Annotated in this window: 21 protein-coding genes; 11 read left to right on the forward strand and 10 right to left on the reverse strand. The window is 59.0% G+C overall.

What is annotated here, in order from left to right; translation table 11 throughout:
* Positions 1–18: 18 nt before the first annotated feature.
* Entirely contained in the window at positions 19–2,388 is a 2,370-nt protein-coding gene (locus AB6729_RS15635; RefSeq protein ID WP_371082560.1) for a putative Ig domain-containing protein, read from the reverse strand.
* Between the two features lie 267 nt (positions 2,389–2,655).
* The gene (locus AB6729_RS15640; RefSeq protein ID WP_371082631.1) at positions 2,656–3,609 is read right to left on the reverse strand and encodes a PLP-dependent cysteine synthase family protein; all 954 of its coding nucleotides are present in this window, start codon (positions 3,607–3,609) and stop codon (positions 2,656–2,658) included.
* A gap of 93 nt (positions 3,610–3,702) precedes the next feature.
* On the opposite strand from AB6729_RS15640, the gene AB6729_RS15645 reads away from it, so the two are divergent.
* The 5 genes from AB6729_RS15645 (at position 3,703) to AB6729_RS15665 (ending at position 8,964) form a co-directional block, all read left to right on the forward strand.
* Positions 3,703–4,149 (forward strand): hypothetical protein, encoded by a 447-nt coding sequence (locus tag AB6729_RS15645; protein ID WP_371082561.1) that lies wholly within the window; start codon positions 3,703–3,705, stop codon positions 4,147–4,149.
* Positions 4,150–4,915: 766 nt separating this feature from the next.
* Entirely contained in the window at positions 4,916–5,797 is an 882-nt protein-coding gene (locus AB6729_RS15650; protein ID WP_371082562.1) for an SMP-30/gluconolactonase/LRE family protein, read from the forward strand.
* A gap of 125 nt (positions 5,798–5,922) precedes the next feature.
* Positions 5,923–7,590, forward strand: coding sequence for a cellulose synthase family protein (locus AB6729_RS15655; RefSeq protein WP_371082563.1), 1,668 nt, complete (start codon positions 5,923–5,925; stop codon positions 7,588–7,590).
* 23 nt (positions 7,591–7,613) lie between these two features.
* On the forward strand, positions 7,614–7,988 hold the full coding sequence (locus tag AB6729_RS15660) for a hypothetical protein (RefSeq protein ID WP_371082565.1): 375 nt from the start codon (positions 7,614–7,616) through the stop codon (positions 7,986–7,988).
* Between the two features lie 451 nt (positions 7,989–8,439).
* Positions 8,440–8,964, forward strand: a complete 525-nt coding sequence (locus tag AB6729_RS15665) for a sugar phosphate isomerase/epimerase family protein (RefSeq protein WP_371082632.1) — start codon at positions 8,440–8,442, stop codon at positions 8,962–8,964.
* A gap of 160 nt (positions 8,965–9,124) precedes the next feature.
* Here AB6729_RS15665 and AB6729_RS15670 read toward each other — a convergent pair whose 3' ends face one another.
* The 3 genes from AB6729_RS15670 to aroB all read right to left on the reverse strand — a co-directional run bounded on the left by AB6729_RS15670 (position 9,125) and on the right by aroB (position 12,243).
* A complete protein-coding gene (locus tag AB6729_RS15670; RefSeq protein WP_371082566.1) occupies positions 9,125–10,171 on the reverse strand; it encodes an NAD(P)-dependent alcohol dehydrogenase in 1,047 nt (348 codons plus the stop codon).
* A 207-nt stretch (positions 10,172–10,378) separates the two neighbouring features.
* The gene (gene ubiE, locus AB6729_RS15675) at positions 10,379–11,131 is read right to left on the reverse strand and encodes a bifunctional demethylmenaquinone methyltransferase/2-methoxy-6-polyprenyl-1,4-benzoquinol methylase UbiE (RefSeq protein WP_371082567.1); all 753 of its coding nucleotides are present in this window, start codon (positions 11,129–11,131) and stop codon (positions 10,379–10,381) included.
* Complete coding sequence (gene aroB / locus AB6729_RS15680; RefSeq protein ID WP_371082568.1) at positions 11,128–12,243, reverse strand: 3-dehydroquinate synthase; 1,116 nt, start codon at positions 12,241–12,243, stop codon at positions 11,128–11,130. Before aroB ends, ubiE begins: the two co-directional genes overlap by 4 nt.
* Before the next feature lie 55 nt (positions 12,244–12,298).
* On the opposite strand from aroB, the gene AB6729_RS15685 reads away from it, so the two are divergent.
* Positions 12,299–14,542 (forward strand): alpha-galactosidase, encoded by a 2,244-nt coding sequence (locus tag AB6729_RS15685; RefSeq protein ID WP_371082569.1) that lies wholly within the window; start codon positions 12,299–12,301, stop codon positions 14,540–14,542.
* Positions 14,543–14,599: 57 nt separating this feature from the next.
* Here AB6729_RS15685 and AB6729_RS15690 read toward each other — a convergent pair whose 3' ends face one another.
* The 4 genes from AB6729_RS15690 to AB6729_RS15705 form a co-directional block, all read right to left on the reverse strand.
* A complete protein-coding gene (locus tag AB6729_RS15690) occupies positions 14,600–15,550 on the reverse strand; it encodes a carboxypeptidase-like regulatory domain-containing protein (RefSeq protein ID WP_371082570.1) in 951 nt (316 codons plus the stop codon).
* A gap of 175 nt (positions 15,551–15,725) precedes the next feature.
* Complete coding sequence (locus AB6729_RS15695) at positions 15,726–16,886, reverse strand: SH3 domain-containing protein (protein WP_371082571.1); 1,161 nt, start codon at positions 16,884–16,886, stop codon at positions 15,726–15,728.
* Positions 16,887–16,963: 77 nt separating this feature from the next.
* Positions 16,964–18,094, reverse strand: coding sequence for a lactonase family protein (locus tag AB6729_RS15700; RefSeq protein WP_371082572.1), 1,131 nt, complete (start codon positions 18,092–18,094; stop codon positions 16,964–16,966).
* Between the two features lie 75 nt (positions 18,095–18,169).
* Positions 18,170–18,601 (reverse strand): Fur family transcriptional regulator, encoded by a 432-nt coding sequence (locus tag AB6729_RS15705; protein WP_371082573.1) that lies wholly within the window; start codon positions 18,599–18,601, stop codon positions 18,170–18,172.
* A gap of 178 nt (positions 18,602–18,779) precedes the next feature.
* On the opposite strand from AB6729_RS15705, the gene AB6729_RS15710 reads away from it, so the two are divergent.
* From AB6729_RS15710 to AB6729_RS15730, 5 genes are all read left to right on the forward strand, one after another.
* Entirely contained in the window at positions 18,780–19,208 is a 429-nt protein-coding gene (locus tag AB6729_RS15710; RefSeq protein ID WP_371082574.1) for a DUF2203 domain-containing protein, read from the forward strand.
* A gap of 116 nt (positions 19,209–19,324) precedes the next feature.
* Entirely contained in the window at positions 19,325–19,807 is a 483-nt protein-coding gene (locus AB6729_RS15715; protein ID WP_371082575.1) for a twin-arginine translocase TatA/TatE family subunit, read from the forward strand.
* A 17-nt stretch (positions 19,808–19,824) separates the two neighbouring features.
* Positions 19,825–20,604 carry a twin-arginine translocase subunit TatC gene (gene tatC, locus AB6729_RS15720; protein ID WP_371082576.1) on the forward strand — a complete coding sequence of 260 codons (780 nt, stop codon included), beginning with the start codon at positions 19,825–19,827 and terminating at the stop codon, positions 20,602–20,604.
* Between the two features lie 113 nt (positions 20,605–20,717).
* Positions 20,718–21,644, forward strand: coding sequence for a TerC/Alx family metal homeostasis membrane protein (locus AB6729_RS15725; protein WP_371082577.1), 927 nt, complete (start codon positions 20,718–20,720; stop codon positions 21,642–21,644).
* Positions 21,645–21,846: 202 nt separating this feature from the next.
* On the forward strand, positions 21,847–22,584 hold the full coding sequence (locus AB6729_RS15730) for a DUF899 family protein (RefSeq protein WP_371082578.1): 738 nt from the start codon (positions 21,847–21,849) through the stop codon (positions 22,582–22,584).
* Between the two features lie 99 nt (positions 22,585–22,683).
* Here AB6729_RS15730 and AB6729_RS15735 read toward each other — a convergent pair whose 3' ends face one another.
* On the reverse strand, positions 22,684–23,988 hold the full coding sequence (locus AB6729_RS15735) for a lactonase family protein (protein WP_371082579.1): 1,305 nt from the start codon (positions 23,986–23,988) through the stop codon (positions 22,684–22,686).
* Positions 23,989–23,998 lie beyond the last annotated feature (10 nt).

Raw genomic sequence — 23,998 nt, forward strand, 5'->3', positions numbered from 1 at the left:
AGGCCATCGTGTTTTGTATTAGTTGGCGGAAGATGACTCATCCGCGAGGATTACGACGGCGGTGAGTGGCGCGACACTGACGGCGCTGGCGGCGTTGTTATCGAGTGACTTGCCAACGAGCTTTGCGCTGCCCGGGGCGATGAGAGAGCCGTATTCGTAGCGCACGATGTTGGTGAGAGGGCCTTTGCCCTGCACGTTGACGTACGCCGTGTCCGTGGTGCTGCAGTTGATGAGCATGACGGCGAGTTTGCCGTTCTTCTGTTTTGCCGCGTGGACCAGAAGATTGTCGCTGGCGCTGGTGGACAGGACGAGTTGATCGCCTGCGCTGGCGAGGGTTGTGGCGAGTTGGAAGCCGTAGAAGGCTGGGCCGGGTGTTTCCGATTCGCTGAGGAAGGTACCCGCACCGCCGTGCAGTTCGAGCCATTCGGCGTTGTCGATGCCTGCTTCAAATGCGGTCAGCAGATCGTGCGCGGCGAAGAGCGCGGTGGCGATGTCCGGTGTGGTGGTGGCGAGTGTGCCGTTGGGGTTGGTCTCCGTCATGAAGATGGGCATGGGAGTGCGTGAGGTGGTGCAGAGACTGTTGGTCTGCGATTGAAGGCCCTGCACGATGCCGGGGAAATCCTTCTGCGGATTGGTGAGGAGTTCGTCGGTGGTGACGGCGTTGTAGGTGCCGGGATAGTAGTGCAGGATGGCGAAGTCGAATTTCGCCTGGTTGCAGGCGGCGGTCAGGACATTGCCCGTCCATGTGGAAGGGATGGGGTCGATGTCGGAGCCGACGACGATGCCGACCTGAATCGTGGGATCAACGGCGCGCATGGCGTTTGCATACGCTGCGGCGCCGGTACCGTATGCGGTGGGTGACAGCGTGCTTATGCCCTGGCGGCTATCGGGATCGTTCGAGTAGCCGTTCGAATAGATGAATGGCGCGTGCAGATCGGTTTCGGTCAGGATGCTGTTGTAGCCGTTGTAGTAGATCTCGTTGCCGATCTCCCAGTAACGGACGCCGATGGGGGCTGTCAGGCCGAGTCGCAGGAAGTTGTAACCGTCGTCCTGCGCGAGTGGCTGGCTGGCGCGTAGGGAAGCCCAATAGCCGACGGTTTTCCAGTCGTAGCCGGTGGCGTCGGTGCCGATGGTTTGCGTGTTGCCGGGCGCTCCGTTGGCATAGGCGACCCATGCGGCGGCTTCCTGCGGCTGGCCGCCGGTGTTGGGGGCGGAGCAGTCGCTGTCGCCGCTCCAACTGATGGAGCGTGTGCCGAAGGCGTCGGCGACGCTGGTGCCGTAGTTCACCGTGATGATGCCGGTGGTGCCGCTGGCCTGGAGCAGTCGCGCGAAGTTTCCGAAGTCAGAGTTGGCGGCGAGATAGCCGTTCCAGATGTTGGTGCAGACTCCGGGGTCGAACGGCACGAAGTTTGGCGTGAGGGTGTGTTGCGCCCAGTGGTAGCGGTCGGAATAGGAGCCGCCGGGGAAGCGCAGCACCTTTACGCCAGCGATGGGAAGCAACGGCGCCACGCCGCTGATGTCACCGATGGAGTGGTCGTAGACCGAGGTGTGAAGGCCGTAGGCTTCGGCGGAAACGGCGTGCAGGAGAATGTCGGAGTTCACATGCACGCTGGTGGTGGATACCAGCAGTGTGATGGGGATGGTGATGGTCTTGCGCGGGATGGTGCCGTCGGAGATGGAGACTATGACGTTGTACGTGCCCGGCTGTGTGATCTGACCCTGCAGGACGCCTGCCGACGTGAGCGTTACGTTGGTTGGCAGGGTGCCGCTGGTGATGGAGAAGCTGTACGGCGGTGTGCCGCCCTGCACACTCAACGGCTGCAGAATGTTTTGGCCGATGGGAAGGACGAGCGGGGCCACGGGCGCGGCGACCAGCGGCGGCGCTGTGACGAGGATGTCGAGCGTACCGGTTCCAGTTTGGCCTACGGCGTCTGTCCAGCGAATGTTTGTGGTGAAGGGAGCGGCTACGGTGGGAGTGCCGGAGGCGGTTCCGTCTGCGTTGAGTACAAGGCCGTTTGGCAGAGTGCCGCTGAGGATTTGCGGCGTGTAGGGTGGCGTGCCTCCGCTTAACAGGCGTGAGGTGAAGGGGACTCCCCGGGGTATCTGGATGGACACCGAGGATGCCACCTGCAGACGTGTGGACGAGGTGATGGAAAAGGATTGCGTGACTGTTTTGGCCGGGGTTTCGGCATCGGTGAGTGTGACCTGGAACGGGTAGACGCCCGCGGTGGCAGGGTTGCCAACGAGTGTGCCGCCGGAGCTGAGGGAAAGGCCGGAGGGCAGGTTGCCGCTGGTGATGGCGTAGGTGTACGGCGATGTGCCGTAGCGCGCCAGCAGAGTGGTGTTGTACGTGGTTCCTACGATGGCGAGCGGAAGCGTAAGCGGCAACAGTTCCGGGGCGGGGATTTGCTGGGGCGGGTCGGGGGACTTTGAGTCCTGCTGACCGCAGCCGGAAAGGAGCAGCAGGGAGCAAAGGAAAAGCCGGGGGATCGTGCCTGTTCGAATCATGTGCCGGTGGGTTGAGGATAGCAGCGACGTGGATATCGTCACGGCGGTTGAAACCGCACTCACCTACTTTGACCGTTGGAGCTATGCTTTCGCGGAACCCACGTCTCAGAAGCGAGACGTGGGGCACCCAATCTGGTGAGTTGAAGGTTAGTCTTCGGTCCAGAAGCGTTCGCTGAGGTACTTTTCCGCGCCGTCGCAGAGGACGGTGACGATGACGGCTTCGCGGCCTGCGTCGGATTCCTCCTGCGCGATGCGGAGAGCGGTGTCGACGTTGGCGCCGGCTGAGACGCCGACCATGACGCCGAGTTCGCTGGCGAGACGTTTGCACATGGCGTAGGCAGGCTCGGTTTCGGCCCAGATGTTGCGGTCGGCCAGTTCAGGGTCGTAGATGGGCGGCACGATGGCCGTGGGCATGTGCTTCAGGCCTTCCAGGCCGGTGAAGGGCGAATCCGGCTGCATGCTGATGCACTGAATTTTGGGGTTCAGCTCGCGCAGGCGGCGGGTGTTGCCCATGAAGGTGCCGCTGGTACCCATCGCGGCGATGAAGTGGGTCAGGGTGCCTTCCGTCTGTTGCCAGATTTCGTTGGCCGTGGTGCGGTAATGGGCCTTCCAGTTGTTGTCGTTGCCGTATTGGTCGGCGTAGAAGTATTTGTCCGGCTGGCTCTGGTAGAGTTCGCGGACCTTACGGATGGCGCCGTCGCTGCCGTCGCCGCCGGGGGTGAAGATGACTTCCGCGCCATAGGCCTGCAGGATTTTCTTGCGCTCCGGGCTGGCGGAGGCGGGGACGCAGAGGGTGACGGGGAACTGCAGAGCCGCGCCCAGCATGGCATAGGCGATGCCGGTATTGCCGCTGGTGGCGTCCAGAAGGGCACGCTCGGGCTGGGTGTCGCCGAGTTCACCGGCGGCCATGGCGGCCTGCACAATGCTCAACGCGGGGCGGTCTTTGACGCTGCCGCCGGGGTTGGCAAACTCCGCCTTGCCGAGCAGGGTGATGCCGGGAAGGTGGCTGACGATGCGGGTGAGGTTGAGCATGGGGGTGTCCCCAATGCGCTCCACGACACTTTTTCCTAGCTTCGAAACGTCGGTTGCGGTGGCTGCCATGGTGATGTGATTGGCTCTCCCTGCCTGCAATATGCGAAAGTAAATCGTAACCCGTTTGCGTTCATGAACGGAAAAACCGCCCGAGGACGTTCCATGTTTTTCAAAAAGAAGACCGAGAAGCGCAGCTTCAACGATGTTCTATCCGCGCTGGGTTCGCAGAAGTTTGATGTTGCACAGGGCGGCGGCGGTTCGGGAACGTATCGCGTTTCGAAGTATGGTGTGGCCGCGGAGATCCGGCCAAGTTCTGCCGTGAACGAAAAGATTGTGCCTGCGCCCGCACCGGCCGAGATTGTGTCCCGGGCCGGATGGGTGCTGAACGGGCAGATTGCGAGCCTGTTGGACAAGGGGTATCAGAAGTTTCTGAAAGCCGGAAAGCTGGAAATTGTGGCCACGGCGGACCATCTGCGTGCGATTCACCAGTTCCAGCAGGAGTTGGACGAGGCTGCAGGCGCGACCATGCTGTACAACGAAAGCCTGGGCACCACCAGCGACAAGTACATGTACGATCGCGTGGCCGGGCGTGAAGTGCATTCGCACTAGATCCTTTGTTTTGAGGAGGCCGGGGCTTTTGCTCCGGCCTTTTTGTTTTGGGTGATGTTCCCTCAGCGGCTGAAGCCGCTTGTTTCGGGGAACTCTTTACGGCAGGGCTGAAGCCCTACCCTTCCGAAGGAAGACGCACTTACGTGCGTTGGAGCTTCGCTTTGCGAAGCTGGGTTGGGTTCGTGGCTGGAAGGTTGTAGGGACTTTGGCAGGATGAGAGTTCGTCGGGATTCTTCCCCTTCGACAGGCTCAGGGGCAGAATGACGGCCTTTGGTTGTTGGAGCTTCGTTGGACGTACTTCGTCCGTACGAGCTTCGCTGATCGCGCTTTGCAGGTTAGCTTCGCGAACCTGGGGCACCCGGTTCTTTGGCTGGTGGTTTGTTTTGGGTTTCCTGGTGCGTTGTAGAGGGTGTGGAGGAATGCAGGTCCTTCAGCTCCGCTTCGCTTCGTTCAGGATGACGACGGTCGTAGAGCTTCGCTTCGTTCAGGATGACGACGGTCGTAGAGCTTCACTTCGTTCAGGGACGACGGTCGTAGAGCCTTACTTCGTTCAGGATGACGGTCATTGAGCGTATGAGCTTCGCTGGGTTTGGCCGCTACAGCTTCGGCGAATGACGGCCCTTGATTGTTGGAGCTTTCGTCCGTATGAGCTTCGGTGGGTCATGCGGAGAAGTTGGCGCTTACGCAGAATGGGAGGCTTGCGGTATCCTTCGTCTGCCTCTTCCGGGGCGTTTTGATTTCCTTTCTGCGGAGTTCTGCTATGACGATGAGTTGTGTTCGCGGCCTTGCGCTTGGCATGGCTTTCAGTGTGGGACTGGCAGGGAACATCGCGTCGGCGCAGGTGCTGATTGGCGATGAGAAATCGCAGCCGGAGAGCCTGACCGTGGCGCCGGGCGGAACGCTGTACGTGGGCAGCGCGAGTTCGCCGTTTGTGTACAAGGTGGCACCGGGGGCGAAGACCGCGGAGAAGTTTGTGGACGCGAGCGCCGAAGGGCCGGGGACGTTCTTCTTTGGCATGTTGGCGGACGGCGCAACGAATACGCTTTGGACGTGCCAGTTGACGCCAGTGCCGAACACGCGTCCTGCGCTGCGGCATACGGCACTGCGTGGGTTTGACCTGAAGACGGGCACGCAGAAATTGCGTTGGGACCTGCCGGGCGATAACACCACCTGCAATGACTTTGCGATTGGCCCGGACAAGGCGCTGTACATCACGGACACCTCTGTGGGCAGGATTTACCGGCTGGCTCCGGGCGCGTCGACTGCAGAGCTGTTTTCTGACCATCGCGTGCTGAACGGCATTGATGGCATCACGTTTCTGGATGGCGTGCTGTACATCAACAACGTGTTCTTCAACAAGCTGTACCGGATTCCGGTGGATGCAAACGGCAAGCCCGGAGCGCCGGTGGATATCTGGATGGACCAGCCGGTGAAGGGGCCGGATGGTATGCGCGCGGCAAATGGAAAAATTTACGTGGCGGCGAATGGCAGCGGCATGGTGGCGGCGTTGACGATTGACGGCGATCGCGCGCATGTGACGGTGATCAAGGATGGATTGAAGACGCCGACCGGCGTTGAGGCTGCGGGCGATACGCTCTGGATTGCTGAACGTGGCGCCGGGAAGGCAGTGCCGGTTTCGTTGAAGTAGTTGATTGGATATTGGATAAACCCACGTCTCAAAATCGAGACGTGGGGCACCCTGCGAATGCAGCGAATCAGGTGGTTTGACCTGCTCCGGTAGAATCAGGGGAGCCATTTTTGATCTGCGGAGCAATGCTTCTGTTCACCTCAATGCCCACCCTTGTCCTGACTCTGCTGTTTCAGCAGCAGCACGGTCTTCAGCATTATTGGAAGACCCACTACATGCAGAACACGTTCAAGGGCATGTATCACTGGAACGGCTTCGATATTGCGTTGCTGATCCCTTATTTCATTGTGATGGTGATCCTGGCGTTTTACGGCATCCACCGCTATCAGTTGGTGTGGCTGTACTTCCGCAACAAGAAGAAGGAAGCGACGAGCAAGAATGCCCCGATGCAGTTTGCGGAGAGCGAACTGCCGTTTGTGACCGTCCAGTTGCCCATCTTCAATGAGCAGTATGTGGTGGATCGGCTGGTGGATGCGTGCTGCCGGATTGAGTATCCGCGCGATCGGTTTGAGATCCAGGTGCTGGATGACTCCACCGATGAGACGCACGAGGTAGCGGCGGAGATTGTGCGCAAGTATGCGGAAGGCACAGCAGGTCTGCCGCCACAGCCGATTTACTATCTGCATCGCACGGACCGTCATGGCTACAAGGCTGGCGCGCTGGATGCGGGATTGAAGACGGCGAAAGGTGAACTGATTGCGATCTTCGACGCGGACTTTGTGCCGCCGACGGATTGGTTGCATAAGGTGATTAACCATTTTGCAGAGCCGGGCGTGGGTATGGTGCAGACGCGCTGGACGCATCTGAACCGCAACTACAGCTTCCTGACACAGGTGGAAGCGATTCTGCTGGATGGTCACTTTGTGCTGGAGCATGGCGGACGTTCGCGTGCGGGTGTGTTCTTCAACTTCAACGGTACGGCGGGTGCGTGGCGTCGCACGGCGATTGATGAAGCTGGCGGATGGCAGCATGACACGCTGACCGAAGATACGGACCTGAGCTATCGTGCGCAATTGAAGGGATGGAAGTTCAAGTATCTGCAGGATGTGGAATGCCCGGCGGAACTGCCCATTGAGATGACTGCGTTCAAGACGCAGCAGGCGCGCTGGGCCAAGGGATTGATCCAGACCGGCAAGAAGATTCTGCCGCGTGTGTTGGCCAGCGATGCGCCGAAGCATACGAAGCTGGAGGCGTGGTATCACCTGACGGCGAACATCAGTTATCCGCTGATGATTATCCTCAGCGTGCTGCTGATGCCGGCGATGATTATCCGTTCGTGGCAGGGCTGGGTGCAGATGTTGTTGATCGACTTTCCGCTGTTCATGGCGAGCACGATGTCGATCTCAAGTTTCTACCTGGTCAGCCAGAAAGAACTTTTCCCGAAGACCTGGTACAAGACGTTTCTCTATCTGCCGTTTCTGATGGCGTTGGGTGTTGGCCTGACCATTACGAATACCAAGGCTGTGATGGAGGCGCTGTTCGGCGTGCAGAGCGCCTTTGCGCGTACGCCGAAGTATCGCGTGCAGAAGAAGGGCGAGAAGAATCTGGCGGCGAAGAAGTATCGCAAGCGGCTGGGTATTATTCCGTGGATCGAGCTGGCCATTGGCTGCTATTTCGCATTCACGGTCTGGTATGCGGTGAGCAGCGAGAACTATTTCACGGTGCCGTTCCTGCTGCTGTTTGTGCTGGGGTATTGGTACACCGGATTACTGAGCCTGCTGCAAGGGCGTTTTGAACGCGGCGGGAATCCGAGTGCAGAACTGCATGAGAAGCCGTATCCTGTGGGCATCTGAAAAATAGCGTTTGGGAGGGCTCCATGTTCACGGCGTTTGCAGGCATTGTGTTTGGATATCTGGCCGCGATTACAGTGCATATTCTGCTGGGCCTTCTGATTGCGCGTGAAGGCCGCGGTGTGCTGACGGACGGTGCGCGGATGAGCCGTGCGTACTATACGCAGCTTGGGCTTTCGTGGGTGGTGGCGGGTGCCGCCGGGGCCTGCGTGGGGCTGATCTTCCTGTCAGAGCTGCCGATGGCTGCGATTACGCTGACGGCGATTGCGGCGCTCCTTTGCTTCGCGATGATTCGCGCACGGAACAAGGCTCCGCATCAGCAGACGGCGGGTGACACGTTGCTGCTGATGCTGTGTGTGCTGGTGGGAACTGCGGTGCCTGCGTATTTGCAGTTGAGCTAAACGTTCGCAGGAGAACAGCATGTTGAATCGGCGGCAAGTCGTGAAGGGAATGGGCGCTGCAGCATCGCTGCTGTCCATGCCATCGTGGGCATTGGAAGCAGGCGGCGTGCCGCTTGGATTGCAGACGTATACCTTTCACAATGTGCGGCAGGGTGGGTTGCAGGCCATCGATACCATTTTGGATGGCACGCGCCAGTTGAAAGTAAACCTGCTGGAGCTATGGGCGCCGCAGGCGGAGCCGTTTGCGTTGCCCGTGCGTTACTGGTCGCCGTGGAGTGGTGCGCAGACGCAGCCTGTCGAGCAGCTTTCGCAAGCCGAACGGGATAGCCGGAGAAGTGCGGTGCGGGCGTGGCGGACCAATACTCCGGCCAACTATTTCACGGAGATTCTGCACCGCTTCTACACGACGCGCGTGAATCTGTTTGCCTACAACTACAGCTTTGAACCGACGATGAACGATGCGGAAATTGAGCACGGTTTTCTGGCGGCGAAAGCACTCCATGTGAAGTTGATTACAGCCTCCAGCAAAGTCTCCGTGGCAAAGCGAGTGGCTCCATTTGCAGAGAAGCATGGCATTACAGTGGCGTTTCACAACCATGCGGTGACGAAGGATCCGGACGACCTGGCGAGCATGGATCACTTCCACCAGGTGCTGCGGATGTCGTCGATGTTTCGTATCAACCTGGACATTGCGCATTATGCGTCAAGCGGTTTTGATGCTGTAGCTGCGCTGGAAGAGCTGCATCCGAAGATTACGAATCTGCATGTGCATGACCGTATGGCGAACGATGGGAAGAGTGTTCCTTATGGTGAAGGTGTCGTGCCGGTGAAGCAGGTGCTGAAGATGAATCGCGATCGCGGATGGAAGCTTCCGTGCTTCTATGAACTGGAGTACGTGGGTGCCGATGGGCGCGATGTGATCGCGGAAACGCGGCGTGAATTGGATTATGAAGTGCGCGTGTTGCGCGAGAAGTAGATTTGCTGTCCCTGCGGCATTCTCGTGGCACAGAGGAATGCAGGTCCCCTTCGCTTCGCTCGAGGGCATGCTTCGTTTCGCTCAGGATGACGACATTCGGTTGTATGCAACAAAGGGCATGGCTTCCGCCATGCCCTTGTTCTTTTAAGGTTGTTGTGGCTTAGTTCTTCAGCGAATCGAGGTCGATGACGAAGCGGTAGCGTACGTCGCTCTTCAACATGCGCTCGTAGGCCTCGTTGATGTAGTCGGCCTTGATGACTTCGATGTCGCTGACGATGTTGTGACGGCCGCAGAAGTCGAGCATTTCCTGCGTCTCTTCAATCGAGCCGATCATGGAACCGGCGAGTGATTTGCGGTTGATGATGAGGCCGAAGGAATTGACCTGCGAATTGCCTTCCGGTGCGCCGACCAGAACCATGGTGCTGTCTTTCTTCAGCATGGCAAGGTACGGCGTGAAGTCCATCGATACACCCACGGTGCTGATGATGAGGTCGAAGCTGTTGCCGAGCTTCTTCACCGTTTCCGGATCGTTCATGGAGTAGAACTCGTCTGCGCCGAGTTTCTTCGCGTCCTCTGCCTTCTTCATGCTCTGGCTCAGCACCGTGACATGTGCGCCCAGGGCGTGCGCCAGCTTGACGCCCATGTGGCCGAGGCCACCAAGGCCGACGATGGCCACACGCTTGCCGGGGCCTGCGTTCCAGTGCTTCAGCGGGCTGTACAGTGTGATGCCTGCGCAGAGCAGCGGTGATGCTGCATCGAGCGGCAGGTTCTCCGGGATGCGCAGGACGTAGTTCTCGTCGACGACGACGTGATCGGAGTAGCCGCCGTAGGTGGGGGCGCCCTGCTTGTCGAGTCCGTTGTAGGTGAGGGTGATGCCGTTCTGGCAATAGTTGTCGTCGCCCGCGGTGCATTCAATACAGGTGCGACAGCTATCGACGAAACAGCCTACGCCGACATGGTCGCCCACTTTGAAGTGCGTGACGGCGGAGCCGATGGCGCGGACGACGCCTGCGATCTCATGGCCGGGCACCATGGGGAAGATGCCGCCGCCCCATTCGTCGCGTGCCTGATGCAGATCGGAGTGGCAGATGCCGCAGAATTTGATGTCGATGACTACGTCGTTCGGGCCGGGTTCGCGGCGTTCAAACGAAAAGGGGCCAAGGGGTGTCTTTGCCGACTGCGCGGCGTAACCGGATGCCTGTGACATCGTGATGCTCCTGTGCTGTGTTGATTGAAATCGCCGTGGGTCCCCGGCTCGTTGAATTGGATGCAGTACACGGTGCCGTGGATGCGCGGTTCGCGCTTTCGCGCGAATATCCAGGTGAGCTTCATGCACCTGGGGCACCCAAAGTATCGAGGATGCGCGGGTTCGTGAACACCCACGTCTCAAATGCGAGACGTGGGGCACCCAATGTTACAAGGCGGTTGCAGACCAGAGGCCCGCGATGCCGAAAAGATATGGCTGCCAGCGCGTCGCTGTAAACGATGCGGTTTCCATCATGCGGAGGAAGTCTTTCGGAGCAGGGAAGCGTTCCACGCTGGCGGGGAGATACGCGTAGGAGTCCTGCGAGCCGGAGATGATGCCGCCGATGCGTGGCAGAACATGGCGGAAGTAAAGGCGATACATCTGCTTCAGCGGCGCGGGCGGCATGGAGAAATCGAGGATGCCGATGCGTCCGCCGGGCTTGAGAACTCGGCGGATTTCGCGCAGGCCTGCGTTGTAATCCGTGAGATTGCGGAAGCCGAAGGCGCTGACGACGAGGTCGAGCGATGCGTCTTCGAGCGGCAGGTTCAGAGCGTCCGCCTCGATGAATTCGACGGGCTTGCCTTGCATCTTGATGCGGCCGCGTTCGATCATCTCGTGCGAGAAGTCGACGGCGAGTACGGGCTCAGAGTTTGCGGGACGGCGTGCGAGGAGTGCTGCTGTCATGTCTGCGGTGCCGCAGCAGAGGTCGAGGACGCGTGATTGCGGCTGCTGCAATGTTGCGTCAAAGAAGCGCGCGGTGCTGTTCCACCAGACGCGGTCCATACCCATGCTCAGGATGTGATTGGCGCGGTCGTACTGCGGCGCAATCTCATCGAACATCTTTTGTACGGCGATGGCTGCTTCTTCGTCGGTGGTTGCGCCTTCGGGGCGTGCGCCCTTTGCGGCTTCCAGGGCGGTCATGCAGTCACCGCGTTGGCTGCGCGCATCTCCGCGAGCATGGATTCGACGGCGGTGAGCAGTTCTGCTTCGGTGACGTCGCGCACGATGTCAACCGTGCCAATGCTGGTGGGCAGGATGAACGACAGCGTGCCGCTGCGCTTCTTTTTATCGGAGCCTGTGAGAGTAACGAGGCGCTGCGCGTCTGCTTCAAACGGTGGCAGAGGGCCGAAGGCGTGCACGAGTTTCGTGATGCGTGTAGCTGTTGCGTCATTGAGCAGGTTGCGCGATTGTGCGAGGCGAACAGCGGCGATCATGCCCCAACCGATGGCTTCGCCGTGCAGCAATTGTTTGTAGCCCGTGGCAGCTTCAATGGCGTGGCCCACGGTGTGGCCGAAGTTCAGGATCATGCGCAGGCCGCTCTCGCGCTCGTCGTTTTCCACGACGTCGGCCTTCATGCGGATGCTGGCTTCGATGACGGGCTGTAGCGCGGTGAGTTCGCCGTTGCGGATGGCTTCCGCGTTCGTTTCCATGAAGGCAAAGAGTTGCGGGTCGCGGATGACTCCTGCTTTCACGCTTTCCTGTAATCCCGCGCGAAGTTCGCGTGGCGGGAGTGTGGAGAGCGTGTCGAGGTCCGCGAAGACGGCGAGCGGATGATAGAACGCGCCGACCAGGTTCTTGCCTGCGGCGAGGTTTGCGCCGGTCTTGCCGCCTACTGAGGAATCGACCTGCGAGAGCAAGGTCGTTGGCACCTGGATGAAGGGCACACCGCGCATCCAGATGGCGGCGAGAAAGCCGGTCATGTCGCCGAGAACACCGCCGCCGAGCGCGACGAGAAGGGTGTCACGGTCGGCTCCGTGCTGTGCCAGTTCTTCCAGCAGGCGCTCGATGGTGGCCATGCGCTTATGCTGCTCGCCTGCGGGGATGGTCAGCGTGGTGACGGGCTTGTTGAGCGCGAGGAAGCCGTTGCGAACGGGCTCGCCCCAGAGGCGGTCAATCTCCGGCGAAGTGACGATGAAGACCTGCGAGATTTTCTTTGCGAGTGGAACTGTCTGCTCTGCGATGGATGCGAGGAGGTTGCGGCCCACATGGACGGTGTAGCTTGCGGACGCAGCTTCAACACGGATATCGCTCATACATTGATTATCGCAGGGTCGCCAGCGGGGTGTGGGGCGCGATAAAGTGGCTGACATGCTGAAGCAGATGGTTTCGCTGGTTCTGTGCGCTGTGGCGAGCTCCTCGTTGGTGGCGCAGGTTGCGGTGCGTGAAGATGCCGCAAAGAAAACATGGTTCGTAAGTGCGGGCACCATGACGTATGCCGTGGGTGTGAATGATCAGGGCATGTTGCAGTCTTTGTACTGGGGCCCGAAGCTGCCTGCGAACGCATCGCTGCCTGTGGTGAAGGCGCCGCCGGAACGGGCTTCGTTCGATCCGCAGATTTCGACCACGCCGCTGGAGTATCCAGCGTGGGGTGAAGGGCTGTTCACGGAAGTTGCCCTGAAGGCGGACTTCAGCAATGGTGATCGTACTTCGATTCTGAAATTTGAGTCGGCGAAGACAAGCGCGGATGAGCTTGAGATTGTGCTGAAGGATGCGGCGCAGCCGCTGCGTGTCCACCTGTATTACAAGGCGTATCCCGAAGGCGTGATTGCGCGGTGGTCGCGCATTGAGAACACGGGTAAGACGCCGGTGCAACTGGAGCAGGCCGCAAGTGCTACGTGGACATTGCCGCAGTATCCCGAGACGGAGAAGTCGGCTTACAACCTGAGCTGGTTGACGGGTATGTGGGGCGGTGAGTGGCAGTTGCATAAGGAGACGATCCAGGCGGGCGAACGCGTGCTGGAAAGCCGCAAGGGAAGCACATCGCATCGTGCGAATCCGTGGTTTGCCATTGGACGCACGGACCAGACAACGGAAGATGCAGGGCCGGTCTGGTTTGGCGAATTGGGTTGGAGCGGAAGCTGGCGCATGACGGTGGAAGACACCAGCCTGCACACGGTGAAGGTGACGGGCGGGTTCAATCCGTTTGATTTCCATGCGACGCTGGCGGCAGGGCAGTCGATGGAAACGCCCAAGTTTTACGCAGGTTATACCGATGGCGGACAGGGCGCAGCATCGCGTGTGCTGCATCGTTTTCAGACGGATGAGATTCTGCCGCTGCGGCAGGGAGCAGGGCAGCCGCCGAAGCCTCGCGCCATTGTCTACAACAGTTGGGAAGCCACGGAGATGAACTTCACTGACCAGATGCAGATGCAACTGGCGGAGAAGGCCGCGAAGCTGGGTGTGGAGCGCTTTGTGATTGACGATGGCTGGTTTGGCGAACGCAACGACGATCATCGTGGGCTGGGCGACTGGTATCTGAATAAACAGAAGTTTCCCAACGGACTGAAGCCACTGATTGATAAGGTGCATTCGCTGGGCATGGATTTCGGCATCTGGGTGGAACCGGAGATGGCGAACCCGAACAGCGATCTGTATCGCAAACATCCTGAGTGGGCGATGCAGATGCCGGATCGTCAGCACACGGAGCAGCGCAATCAGTTGCTGCTGAACCTTGCTCGCGAAGACGTGAAGGAATGGATGTTCGAGTGGCTGGACAAGCTGGTGAGTGAGAACGACATTGCTTACCTGAAGTGGGATTACAACCGCAACTGGAGCGAGCCGGGATGGGATACGGCTCCGGGCACGAGCGCGGCGCATCGTGATGTGGATGCGGAGAAGGCCATCAACGTGAAATATGTGCAGAACCTGTATGAGGTTCTGGATCGCCTGCGAAAGAAGCATCCGAAGCTGGAGATTGAATCGTGCAGTGGCGGCGGCGGGCGTGTTGACCTGGGCATTCTGGAACGCACCGATGAGGTGTGGACCAGCGACAACACGGATGCGCTGGACCGGCTTGATCTGCAGTATGGCTTCTCACACGCATACACGCCGCAGGTGATGGTGGCGTGGACCACGGATGTTTCGCATCCGGAACGGCGCGGCATTCCGTTGCAGTATCGCTTTGTGGTGGCGATGCAGGGCGCGCTTGGGATTGGTAACAATCTGAACAAGTTCAGCGATGCAGATACGGCGCTGAGTACGAAGCTGGTGTCGTTCTACAAGACGATTCGCACGACGGTGCAGCAGGGTGCGCAGTATCGTTTGCAGTCGCCGCTGGATCGCGATGAGACGCAGATGCAGTATGTGTCGCGCGATGGTTCACAGGCTGTGCTGCTGGCGTATCTGCATTCGCAGCGGTTGCGTGTGGCGTATCCGCCGGTGCGTTTGAAGGGACTTGATCCGAATGCGATGTATCGCGTGCGTGCGCTGGATGCGGAGAAATATCGCGGAGAGCAGACGGTGAGCGGCGCGGTGCTGATGGGAGCGGGTGTCACATTGAATCTGCGGGATGATTATGATTCGACCGCTGTGGTGTTTGAGCGTGTGAACTAATGCGTTTGGTCGCGAGCGAGTCTTGTTCTTAGGATTCGCTCGCGATCGATGTTGATCTTAGCGTTTGTCGCGTCCATGCAAGCGTGGCGTCAGCTTCGGCACAACAAACTCCTGCATGAGGGCGCCGAAGACTCCGAACGCTGTTCCGACGGCAGCGTTCTGCAGAGTCAATCCTGCTCCGTGGCGATCGCTGGCGGGATAGTAGAGGTTGCTGATGCCCGCAGCGGCAAAGTTTCCCAGAACATTGGAGTAATTGAATACCACCTTGTTCTCGTCGTTGCGGCAGAAGATCACGCTGGCGGCGGCGTGGCGCGTGCGCGACATCACGGAGCCGCTTCCCTGATAGCGATAGCGCGGGTCCTGATGGAAGACCACCGGCAGAATTGCTCCGCCAAGAAATGTGCCAATGGCGCCGTCTGCAAATGCTGCGCCGTAGCGTTTCGCATAGCCGGAACCGCCCTGTCCGTACCCGCTGAATTGATCTCCGGACTGCTCAATGCCGGCAACAATTGCCGCTCCGGCAAAGGACACAGGGTCCAGCGTGGAACGCCATGCCAGGTGAAACTTCTGTCCTTTGGTCAGCGGCGCCGGATTCGCGTCGTAGATCACGTAAAAGTTCGGGATGATGCCCAGCACGCGCTGCTTCATCTCGAAGTTCACCTGTTCCGTGGCGATTTCCTTTTCGGTAGCCGTCACGGTGACTGAAGCAAATTTTCCCTCGGGGCGTAGTTCGATCGTGTCCAGTGCTTTTTCTTCGCCCGGCAGGATTTCTCCGTTGCGCGTGTCCGCAAAGAAGCCAATTGCCGTGATGTGGAGCGTATAGGAGCCCGGGGTGATGCCGTATGCGTGGAAGATGCCGTCTTCATCTGCGAAGGCGACCGCGGTCACTCCTCCAGACAGGACCTCCACGCGCGCACCCGGCAGCAGAGCGCCGTCTCCGTCCTGCACCGTGCCCACAAGCGAAGCCTTTGCCACCATGGAAGGGGCCGGGACAGTTTCCTGTGCCATGGCACCCACTGATGCGGCACAAAAAAAAGTCAGACCGCACAGCCACGACAAAAGGTGCATGAAGTACAAGACGGTCGGAATCGGCAGAAGTTCTTGTGGCGACACGCCATACCGCGTCATCCTGTTCCCCATTTGGGAGAAAGACGCGAAACGTAGTGGAAATGTTGGATTGCGGTTAGCGGCGTTTCTTGCCAGCTTTTTCCTTCTTCTCTACCGGCTGCAGCTGGGCCTCGGCGGGTGGCTGTGTTCCCGGCGGCAGGACACGCCGCGTGAGGTTGCCTTCCAGACGGTACGTCTTGGTCACAAGCTGACCCCTGGCGACGCGGAACTGTCCATTTGCATCGGCCTGCGGCACCGGCGCGCCAGCCGCCAGCACCGTGTAGATGTAGGTGGGAGCGGGGCCCGTACCCGGGATGCGGTCATGTGCAGGCGTCCCCGGATCAGAACCAATCTTCACCGGAAAATAGCCGAGGATGTTTCTATCGCGGTTCGCCGTCTCGTAGCGATGCCGCTTCAGATTCCAGGAGTAGACGCGAACCTGGTTGAAGTCGTAGGGCAAGCCTGCCTCATACGGACTGGTTACGGTCACGTACTGTGGAACCTCTTTGCTGACGCCTTCAATCTCCGGATCGATCACCTTGTTGATGATGTATGCGCCCACAATGCGCTGACCCTCCGCATAACGCGAGATGGCCTCCGGCACATCGGTATTGAGCAGGCCGCTGGTCATCCAACCCGTGTGATTCTTCGCATCGCGCACCAGCCACCAGTCCTGCATGGGCGGCTTCAGCACTTCGCCTTCCTTTATCTGGATGCCTTTGGCACGAGCCATGCTTTCCACGGTCTGCCCCGGCGGCAGGGGTTTCTGAATGGAGGCACGCTGCAACAGTTTGAGCTTGTCGCCGTCTGCCAGGCGATAAAAACGATCTGTCTGAATGCCCGGCGCAATGTGCAGGTACACATCGTCGCTAACCGTGCCCGTGGCAACGACTGCATCGTTCTCGTGGTCTTTCTGAAGCTGCTCGAACGCGTCTGCAATTTTTTCTGTGGCGACGGCGCGCTCGTCAATCCAGCCAATCTCTCCGTTGTCTGTCTTCACACGATAGAAGCGGCGATTCTGTTCCAGAATCTCCAGTCGCTGGCCGTTGACCACGTTCCCGGTGCGGTTGGATACGGCGGCGATGCGATCGCGCAGGAAGGTTCCCTTGGCTGTCACGTAGACGTAGTGCGTCAGTACCTTCGGCTTGAAATGGTTGCAGCCGGAGACCAGCGAGACCGCCGATCCCAGGGCAAGAACACACGCAAATCGGGCCGAAAATGGAGACAATCGCAACATCCGCACTGAACCTGAGGATAGCATCGGGACGTGAACGAATCGTTCGAGCGAACCACGTCTGAGGCGCAAGGCAACCTTTAGTGCGAAAGCGCAACAATGCTGGCGTTCGTTCCCGTTGACGACGTCGCGACGGAGTTCAGCTTGCCCGCCGTGGTGCTGTCAAAGCTATACAGCGTAACATCCGGTGATCCGGAGTACGCTGCCGCGGCGATGTACTTGCCCGTGGAATCCGCTCCCAGCGACGTTACGGCTACACCGGACGCAAACGGCGATCCGCTGATGGCCGTCAACTTTGCATTCGCGTCAATTGACCAGCCGGAGATGGTGTTGTCGCCGCGGTTCGCCACATAGACATATTTGCTGGTGTTATCCAGCACAACCGAGTACGGCTGTGTGCCGGCGGTATAGCTCTGCGAGGTGGTCGGTGTGAGGATTCCAGCGGACGTGATCGTGTTCACCACCAGTCCAGGATTGGTGCCGCTGCGTGCTTCGTACAGGTAGCTGCCGGTACTGTCGATGGCGATGGCGTTATCACTGGTGAGGTTGGGTGGCTTGGTCTGTGTCAGGTACTGCAGCGCGCCGGTCGACGTATTGAAGCTGAAGAACAACTCGCCTGCCGTTCCCATCGCTGCAATAACAAATCCCCCCGACGGCGCAATGCGAAGCTGCTTGGGCACTACCGTTCCCGTTACCGTAAAGCCGAGTCCGCCGTTCGGCCCAATGGTTAGCGTGCCATCGCTGTTAATGCTGAACAGATCCAGTGCATTGCCACTGCCATCCAGCACGATGAGCCACTTGCCATCCGGCGAGGTCTGCATATCTGCGCAGTTTGCGTTGACGAGAGCGTTGCCACTGTTCATTGAACTCAGCGTGCCGTCGCTGCCAATCGTAAAGCCGAAGATCTGCGACACAGTTCCTATCCACAGATATTTGTTGTCGCGGCTGACAGTGAGCGCCGTGGGCGTAAAGCTGAAGTTCAGAGGAGAGCCACTCAATGTGGACAGCGTTCCGGTGGAAGAAATGCCCAATCCCGATACCGAATTCGCGCCCTGATTCGCTACGAAAAGATAATTCCCGGATGTCGTGCCGCCGCCGCTATTGCCACCGCCCGAATTGCCATTCTCCGGCGTGAAGAACTTGCCGGTGCCGCAACCACTCAAGAGCAACAGGCCAGACAACAAGGGGACAGCGCGACGAAACGGAAGCATGAAAAAAACCACTCCTGACAGCAGGGAAAGTCAATCCATTGGACGCAACGGAGAAGGAATCGCGCAGGAAAATCTTTAATTTGGCCGAGCCTGACAGTCAGGGCAGACGCCGATCACGTCGATGGAAACGCGTTCCACCAGGAAGCCGCCGGGCATCGCCGTCTGCAAAAGAGGTGCACCAAACTCGCCGTCCGGCAGGTCCGTTACTTTGCGGCATACGGAGCACACCATGTGATGGTGCGGTACATCGTTCATTTCCACACGCAGGGTGCCGTGGTGTATGGAAAGCTCGCGAAAGACGCCGCTTTCCACGAAAAGATGAATGTTCTTGTACACCGTTGCCAGTGAAATGGAGGGAATGCGCTGCTTCACCGCCTCAAAGACCTCTTCCGGCGATGGGTGGCCATACATACTCTGCATCGTCTCGTACAGCACCTGCCGCTGATGCGTCACCGCAATCCCGTGGCGGGCGCAGAGTTCGCGGAAGGATCGGAGAGTCTCAGGCATATCACCATTTAGTAGAAATCCCCCAACTGGCAGTGTCAAGACAGATACCCGGCCACCACCCGTATGAATTTCCCCCATCCGACATGCAGATGCGCATAGGATGAAACTCCCTTGGTTGAACTCGCGCCCCATGCACCGTATGCTTGCGCGAAGCACCTCTGCGGAGAGGAGAAACCCCATGCGTACCTTTACCCTTCCCGAAGCACAAACGCTGCTTCCTGTGCTGGATTCTCTGCTGCAACGCGCGCAGGAGGCAGCCTCTGTGGCCACCGTGCGCGAAAATGCGCTGGCGGGACTGTCCCAGGCCATCTTCCTCTCCGGGGGCCTGCATGTGGATCTGCAGGAAGTGTCCCGCATCAAGGCCGAACACGCCGCCGCCGTCACCCAGGCCAAGGACACATTGGCAGAGATTGAAGCCATTGGCGTGGAGGTCCGCGACCTGGCCAGTGGCCTGCTCGAATTTCCGTTTCAACTGGGAGACGAGGTTGTGATGCTGTGCTGGCTGCAGGGCGAAAAGAACATTACCCAGTGGCACGCCGTTGAAGCCGGATGGGACGAACGCAAACCGCTGGATGAACGTTTCACCCGCGGCGACAAACTCCAATAGTCGAAAATCTCGCACCCTCAAATCAGCGAAGCTTCTACTACAACGCTTCGCGAGAGGCCAAAACCCTCTCTCTAACTCCCCGGCAGACCTTCCAACTTGTTATCCTTACAGTCACGATGCCCAGCTTTCAGGACTCCGTTGTCATCTTCATTCTGGCCCTCATCCTGGTGGGTCCGAAGAACCTGCCCAAACTGGCGCGCCAGCTTGGCAAATTGATGGCTGAGTTCCGCCGCGCCTCCAACGAATTCCGCATGCAGATGGAAGACGAACTCCGCGTGGAAGAGCAGAAGGAACACGAGGCAAAGGTGGCCGCGCTCGCCGGTCCTGTCTCGGAGACACCTGCCGGCGAAACCACCACGGAAGGCACCGAAGCTATCGCCACCGAAGCCACGCCCATTGCAGAAGCAGGATCGCTCAAAATGATGCCGCCCTCCACCGGTCTGCCCGTGGAATCAGCCAGCTATTCCACGCCGGACTTCGCCACAGCCGAGCATCAGGAGATCACCTCTGAGGCTGGCATCAGCAGCGAAGAACCCCGCAAAGAGATCCATGAACTTGTCCCGGCCGACACTGAAGCCGACCACCGACACAACGACTGATACGTAAGAAAGACGGAATGTCCGACCCGATCGAAAAAGCCCGCGAAGCCTTACATGACCGCGCCGAACTCCCCGGCATGAGCCTGATGGAGCACCTCACCGAGCTCCGTTCCCGACTCATCCATTCCGTCGTTGCGCTGCTCATCTGCTTCGCCATCGCATACATCTTCCATGAGAAGCTGTTCGGCATCATTACGCATCCCATCGATTCGCTGCACTACGAACTGAATTACACGCATCCCACCGATCCGCTGAACCTGTACCTGAAGACTTCGCTTTATGGTGGAGCGATCATTGCAGCGCCTTACATCCTCTATCAGCTCTGGCTGTTCATCTCGCCGGGCATGTATCAGAACGAAAAGAAGTACGTGATCCCGTTCATGGCTGCTACCGTCACGCTGTTCTTTGGCGGAGCATGGTTCGGCTATCACTGGGTGCTGCCTTCCGCGTTGAAGATCCTCATCGGCGACTTTGGCCATCGCTTTCATCCCATCATTACGCTTGAGGATTACAACAACTTCTTCCTCTCGATCATCTTTGGCCTGGGCATCACCTTTGAACTGCCCATCGTCATCTTTTTCCTGGCAATCTTCGGCATTGTCGATGGCAAGTTCCTTATCCGCCATGCGCGCTACGCCATCCTGATCATCTTTGTCATCGCGGCCATCATCTGCCCGCTGCCGGATGCACTGAGCATGACGCTTTTCGCCTCACCCATGCTGGTGCTCTACGCGCTCAGCATCGGCGTAGCCTTCCTTGTGGCGCCCAGGAAGAAAGAGCTGACGGCAGGCAAGTAATCTCCGTCAATGAAAAGACTGCCCCGTTCGTGACATCGTGAACGGGGCAGTCTTTTGTAATCTGTGGGCTGAATTCGCTGACTCGCTCCAAAAGCATTAGCATCAAACTACCGATGCCCAACGCCCAGCCCATCGACTGGATCGTCTTCCACGCCTTGCTTCTGGTTCTGCTGGGACTGGAGGTCCTGCTGCTGCACAAGACCACGCCAGAGAGCGCACCAAAGCGTTCTTACGTGGCAACAGCCCTGTGGATACTGGGCGCGGCGGCCTTCGGAGCGTATGTTTACTTCCGCCTGCATCCGCAGCTTGGGCAGGAATTTCTTGCAGGCTATGCACTGGAAGAGTCGCTCTCCATCGACAACCTCTTCGTCTTCCTGCTGCTCTTCAAGAGCTTCCGCATTGTGCCGGAAAAACAGCGCCGCGTCCTCTTCCTGGGCATCCTTGGCGCAGTCGTCATGCGCGCGGGATTCATTGTTGCCGGTGTCGAACTGCTGGAGAAGTTCGATTGGATTACCTACATCTTTGCGGTGGTTCTCCTCATCGCCGCGGTGCGCCTCGTGTTGCCCGAAGATCACGAACATCCGAAGAAGCCAAAGTGGCAGGAATGGTTGGAGAAGCGCCAGCCCATTTCGCTCTCGCAGGATGGCTTGACCGCGATTGAAAACGGACGTCGCATCCCGACGGTGTTGGCGCTCGCACTCGTCGGCATCGCTTTCGCGGACTTCGTCTTCGCACTTGACTCCATCCCTGCCGTGCTTTCGATTACACGCCACACCTTCATCGCGTACACCTCAAACATCCTTGCGGTGATGGGCCTGCGCAGTCTGTTCTTCGTTCTCACGCACGCACTGGGCAAACTTGCCTACCTGCATTTTGGCCTTGCGGCGGTCCTCGCCTTTGCAGCAGCAAAGATGCTCATTGCCCCCTGGTATGGAGTCACGCCACTGGCATCGCTTGTCGTCATCTTCGCCGTCCTCGCGGTCACGATTGTGGTTTCGCTACTCCTGCAACGCAATCATCCCGAAGAAACCACCGCCTAGGAGTTTCCTCAAAGTCGCTGTCATCCTGAGCGAAGCGCAGCGAAGTCGAAGGACCTGCATTCATCCGAACCTTCGACGATTCGGATGACAACCTGCGTCTTTACATGGACCGATCTCAGATAGCATGTGAATCGCTTCTGCCCCACTTGCCAAGTATTGCGGGGCAATGTGTACAATGTCCACATTCAGGAGACGCACCCCGATGCCACTGACTCCAGCTACCGAACTTGCCGCAAAGAACAAGGCCCACCACCCCAACGAATCCCCCGCCTACCGTGAAGCCCGCAACAAACTTCTTGCGGAAGAGATTGAACTCCGCCGCCACATCGCTGCCGTTGCAGAACAGCGGCGCGCTTTGCCATTGGGCGGTGAAATCCCGGAGGATTACATGCTCATTGGCCCCAATGGCCCGGTGAAATTCTCCAGCCTCTTCGGCGACAAGAACACGCTGCTCGTCTACAGCTACATGTTTGGCCCGCAGCGCAAACGACCCTGCCCCATGTGTACGTCCATGCTCAGTTCATGGGAAGCAGCAGCCCGCAATTTCACGCAGAAGGCCGCCCTCGCCGTCTTCGCACGCTCACCTATTGAACGTCTTGAGGAATGGAAGAAAGAACGCGGCTGGAAGAACCTGAAGCTTTATTCCGATGCCGATGGAGCCTATACCCGCACCTACGTTTCACCGGAAGATGCTGACGTGCCGGGCATGAACGTTTTCGCGCGTCGCGATGGCCGCATCTACCACTTCTGGGCGCCGGAGATGAGCATGGAAATGAACGATCCTGAACAGGACCCGCGCGGTGCCCCCGATCCCGACACGCTGTGGACCATGTTTGACATGACGCCAGAAGGCCGCGATCCCAAGTGGTATCCCAGCCTCGACGGTGCCGGAGGCATACTCACGCAGATCGACCAGGACGCAAAGCCATTCGCGTCATGAATTGCTTTGCTGGCGCTGCCCCTGGGATGAGAATGAAGTAGCAAAAGCGAAAGGGATGCGAGTTTATCGCATCCCTTTCGTCTGTTCTGAGTTGTTTGATTACTGCGTGACCAACTGGGTCGAGTGCGTTCCGTTGGCGACAGCCGCTGCGCACGACGGTCCGGACGATGCCGGGAACGGCGTATTGCGGATCTTCACCAGTTCACCGGTTGCGGGCTTCAGCTGCAGGCCGCCCACGGTGTTGTCCAGGAAGTTCGACGTGTACAGGTAGATGCCCAGCGCGTTTTCAATCGTCACACAGGTCGGTCCCACGCCGCCGGTGGACTGTGCGCCGGTGCTGGTGGAGGACAGAGCTCCGGTGTTGCTTGCAATGGCGTAAGCGCCCACGGTGTTGGAGTTGTAGTTCGCGGTGTACAGGAACTGACCACGCGGATCGATCGTCAGGCCCACTGGCTGCGACTGCGTCGCGAACGGGCCGGTAAGAATTGCCTGCGGGATACCGGAGGACGGGATCGTGTAACCGATGATCTGGTTTGCGCTCTTGTCCGTGATGTACAGGCGGTTGCCAAGCGGAACGGCTGCGATGGCGGATGCCAGAACGCCGGAGTTATAACCGGTGGAGGTACCCGTCCCAGGAGCGATCGTTGTCTGGCCGATGGCAGTGATGACACCCGTGCTGAGCGTACGGCGGAATGCCAGCAGGTTGTTGGTCGTGTTGCCGTCCTGGTCGATAACGTAGGCATACGACGAGCAGGTGGTATCCGTGCAGTCGGTGCCGTTGATTGAGCTTGGCGTGTTGTTATTCACGTTGCTCGTAACGGCGATGCCAGCCGGATTGAAGCCGACAGGGAAGTAGTTCAGGCCGCCGTTGGAGAGCGGTGTCCCCAGCGAAACGGTTCCGGTGCTGCTATCCGTGGAGAGCGGGAAGACTTCCACGCCGCCAGGGCCGGGGTTCGCCGTGGTGTAACCCGGCTGATAGGTAAAGGTCACGTACAGGTACTTGCTGTCGCCGGAGATGGCCAGCGCCGTGGGGAATGAACCCGACACGGTGACCGTCTTCTGCGCGTACAGCTTACCGTCTGTGCCAATGGCAAAGTTGACGATATTGCTATCGTCCTTGTTCACCACGAACACGGTCTTCTGGTTGGAAGTGATGGCCAGCGCCACAGGGTTGCGGCCGCCGGTGTCCTGGCCTGACGATGCCAGGCGGATCAGCGATCCGGTCTGGTAGTCGATGCCGAACTCATTCAGCACGCCGTTCTGGTTAGCTGTCGTGCTGGCTTTGGACGAGGTCACATAGAGAAAGCCGACCGTGTAGTCGCGCGAGCAGGCGGTAAGGCCGAGGCAGGCTGCCAGCGAGAGAGCGGATGCGGCGCCGAAACGGCTGATCTGGTTGAACTTCATGCGTTGCATT

The sequence above is a fragment of the Terriglobus sp. RCC_193 genome (genome assembly GCF_041355105.1).
In the GTDB taxonomy this organism is placed as follows: domain Bacteria; phylum Acidobacteriota; class Terriglobia; order Terriglobales; family Acidobacteriaceae; genus Terriglobus.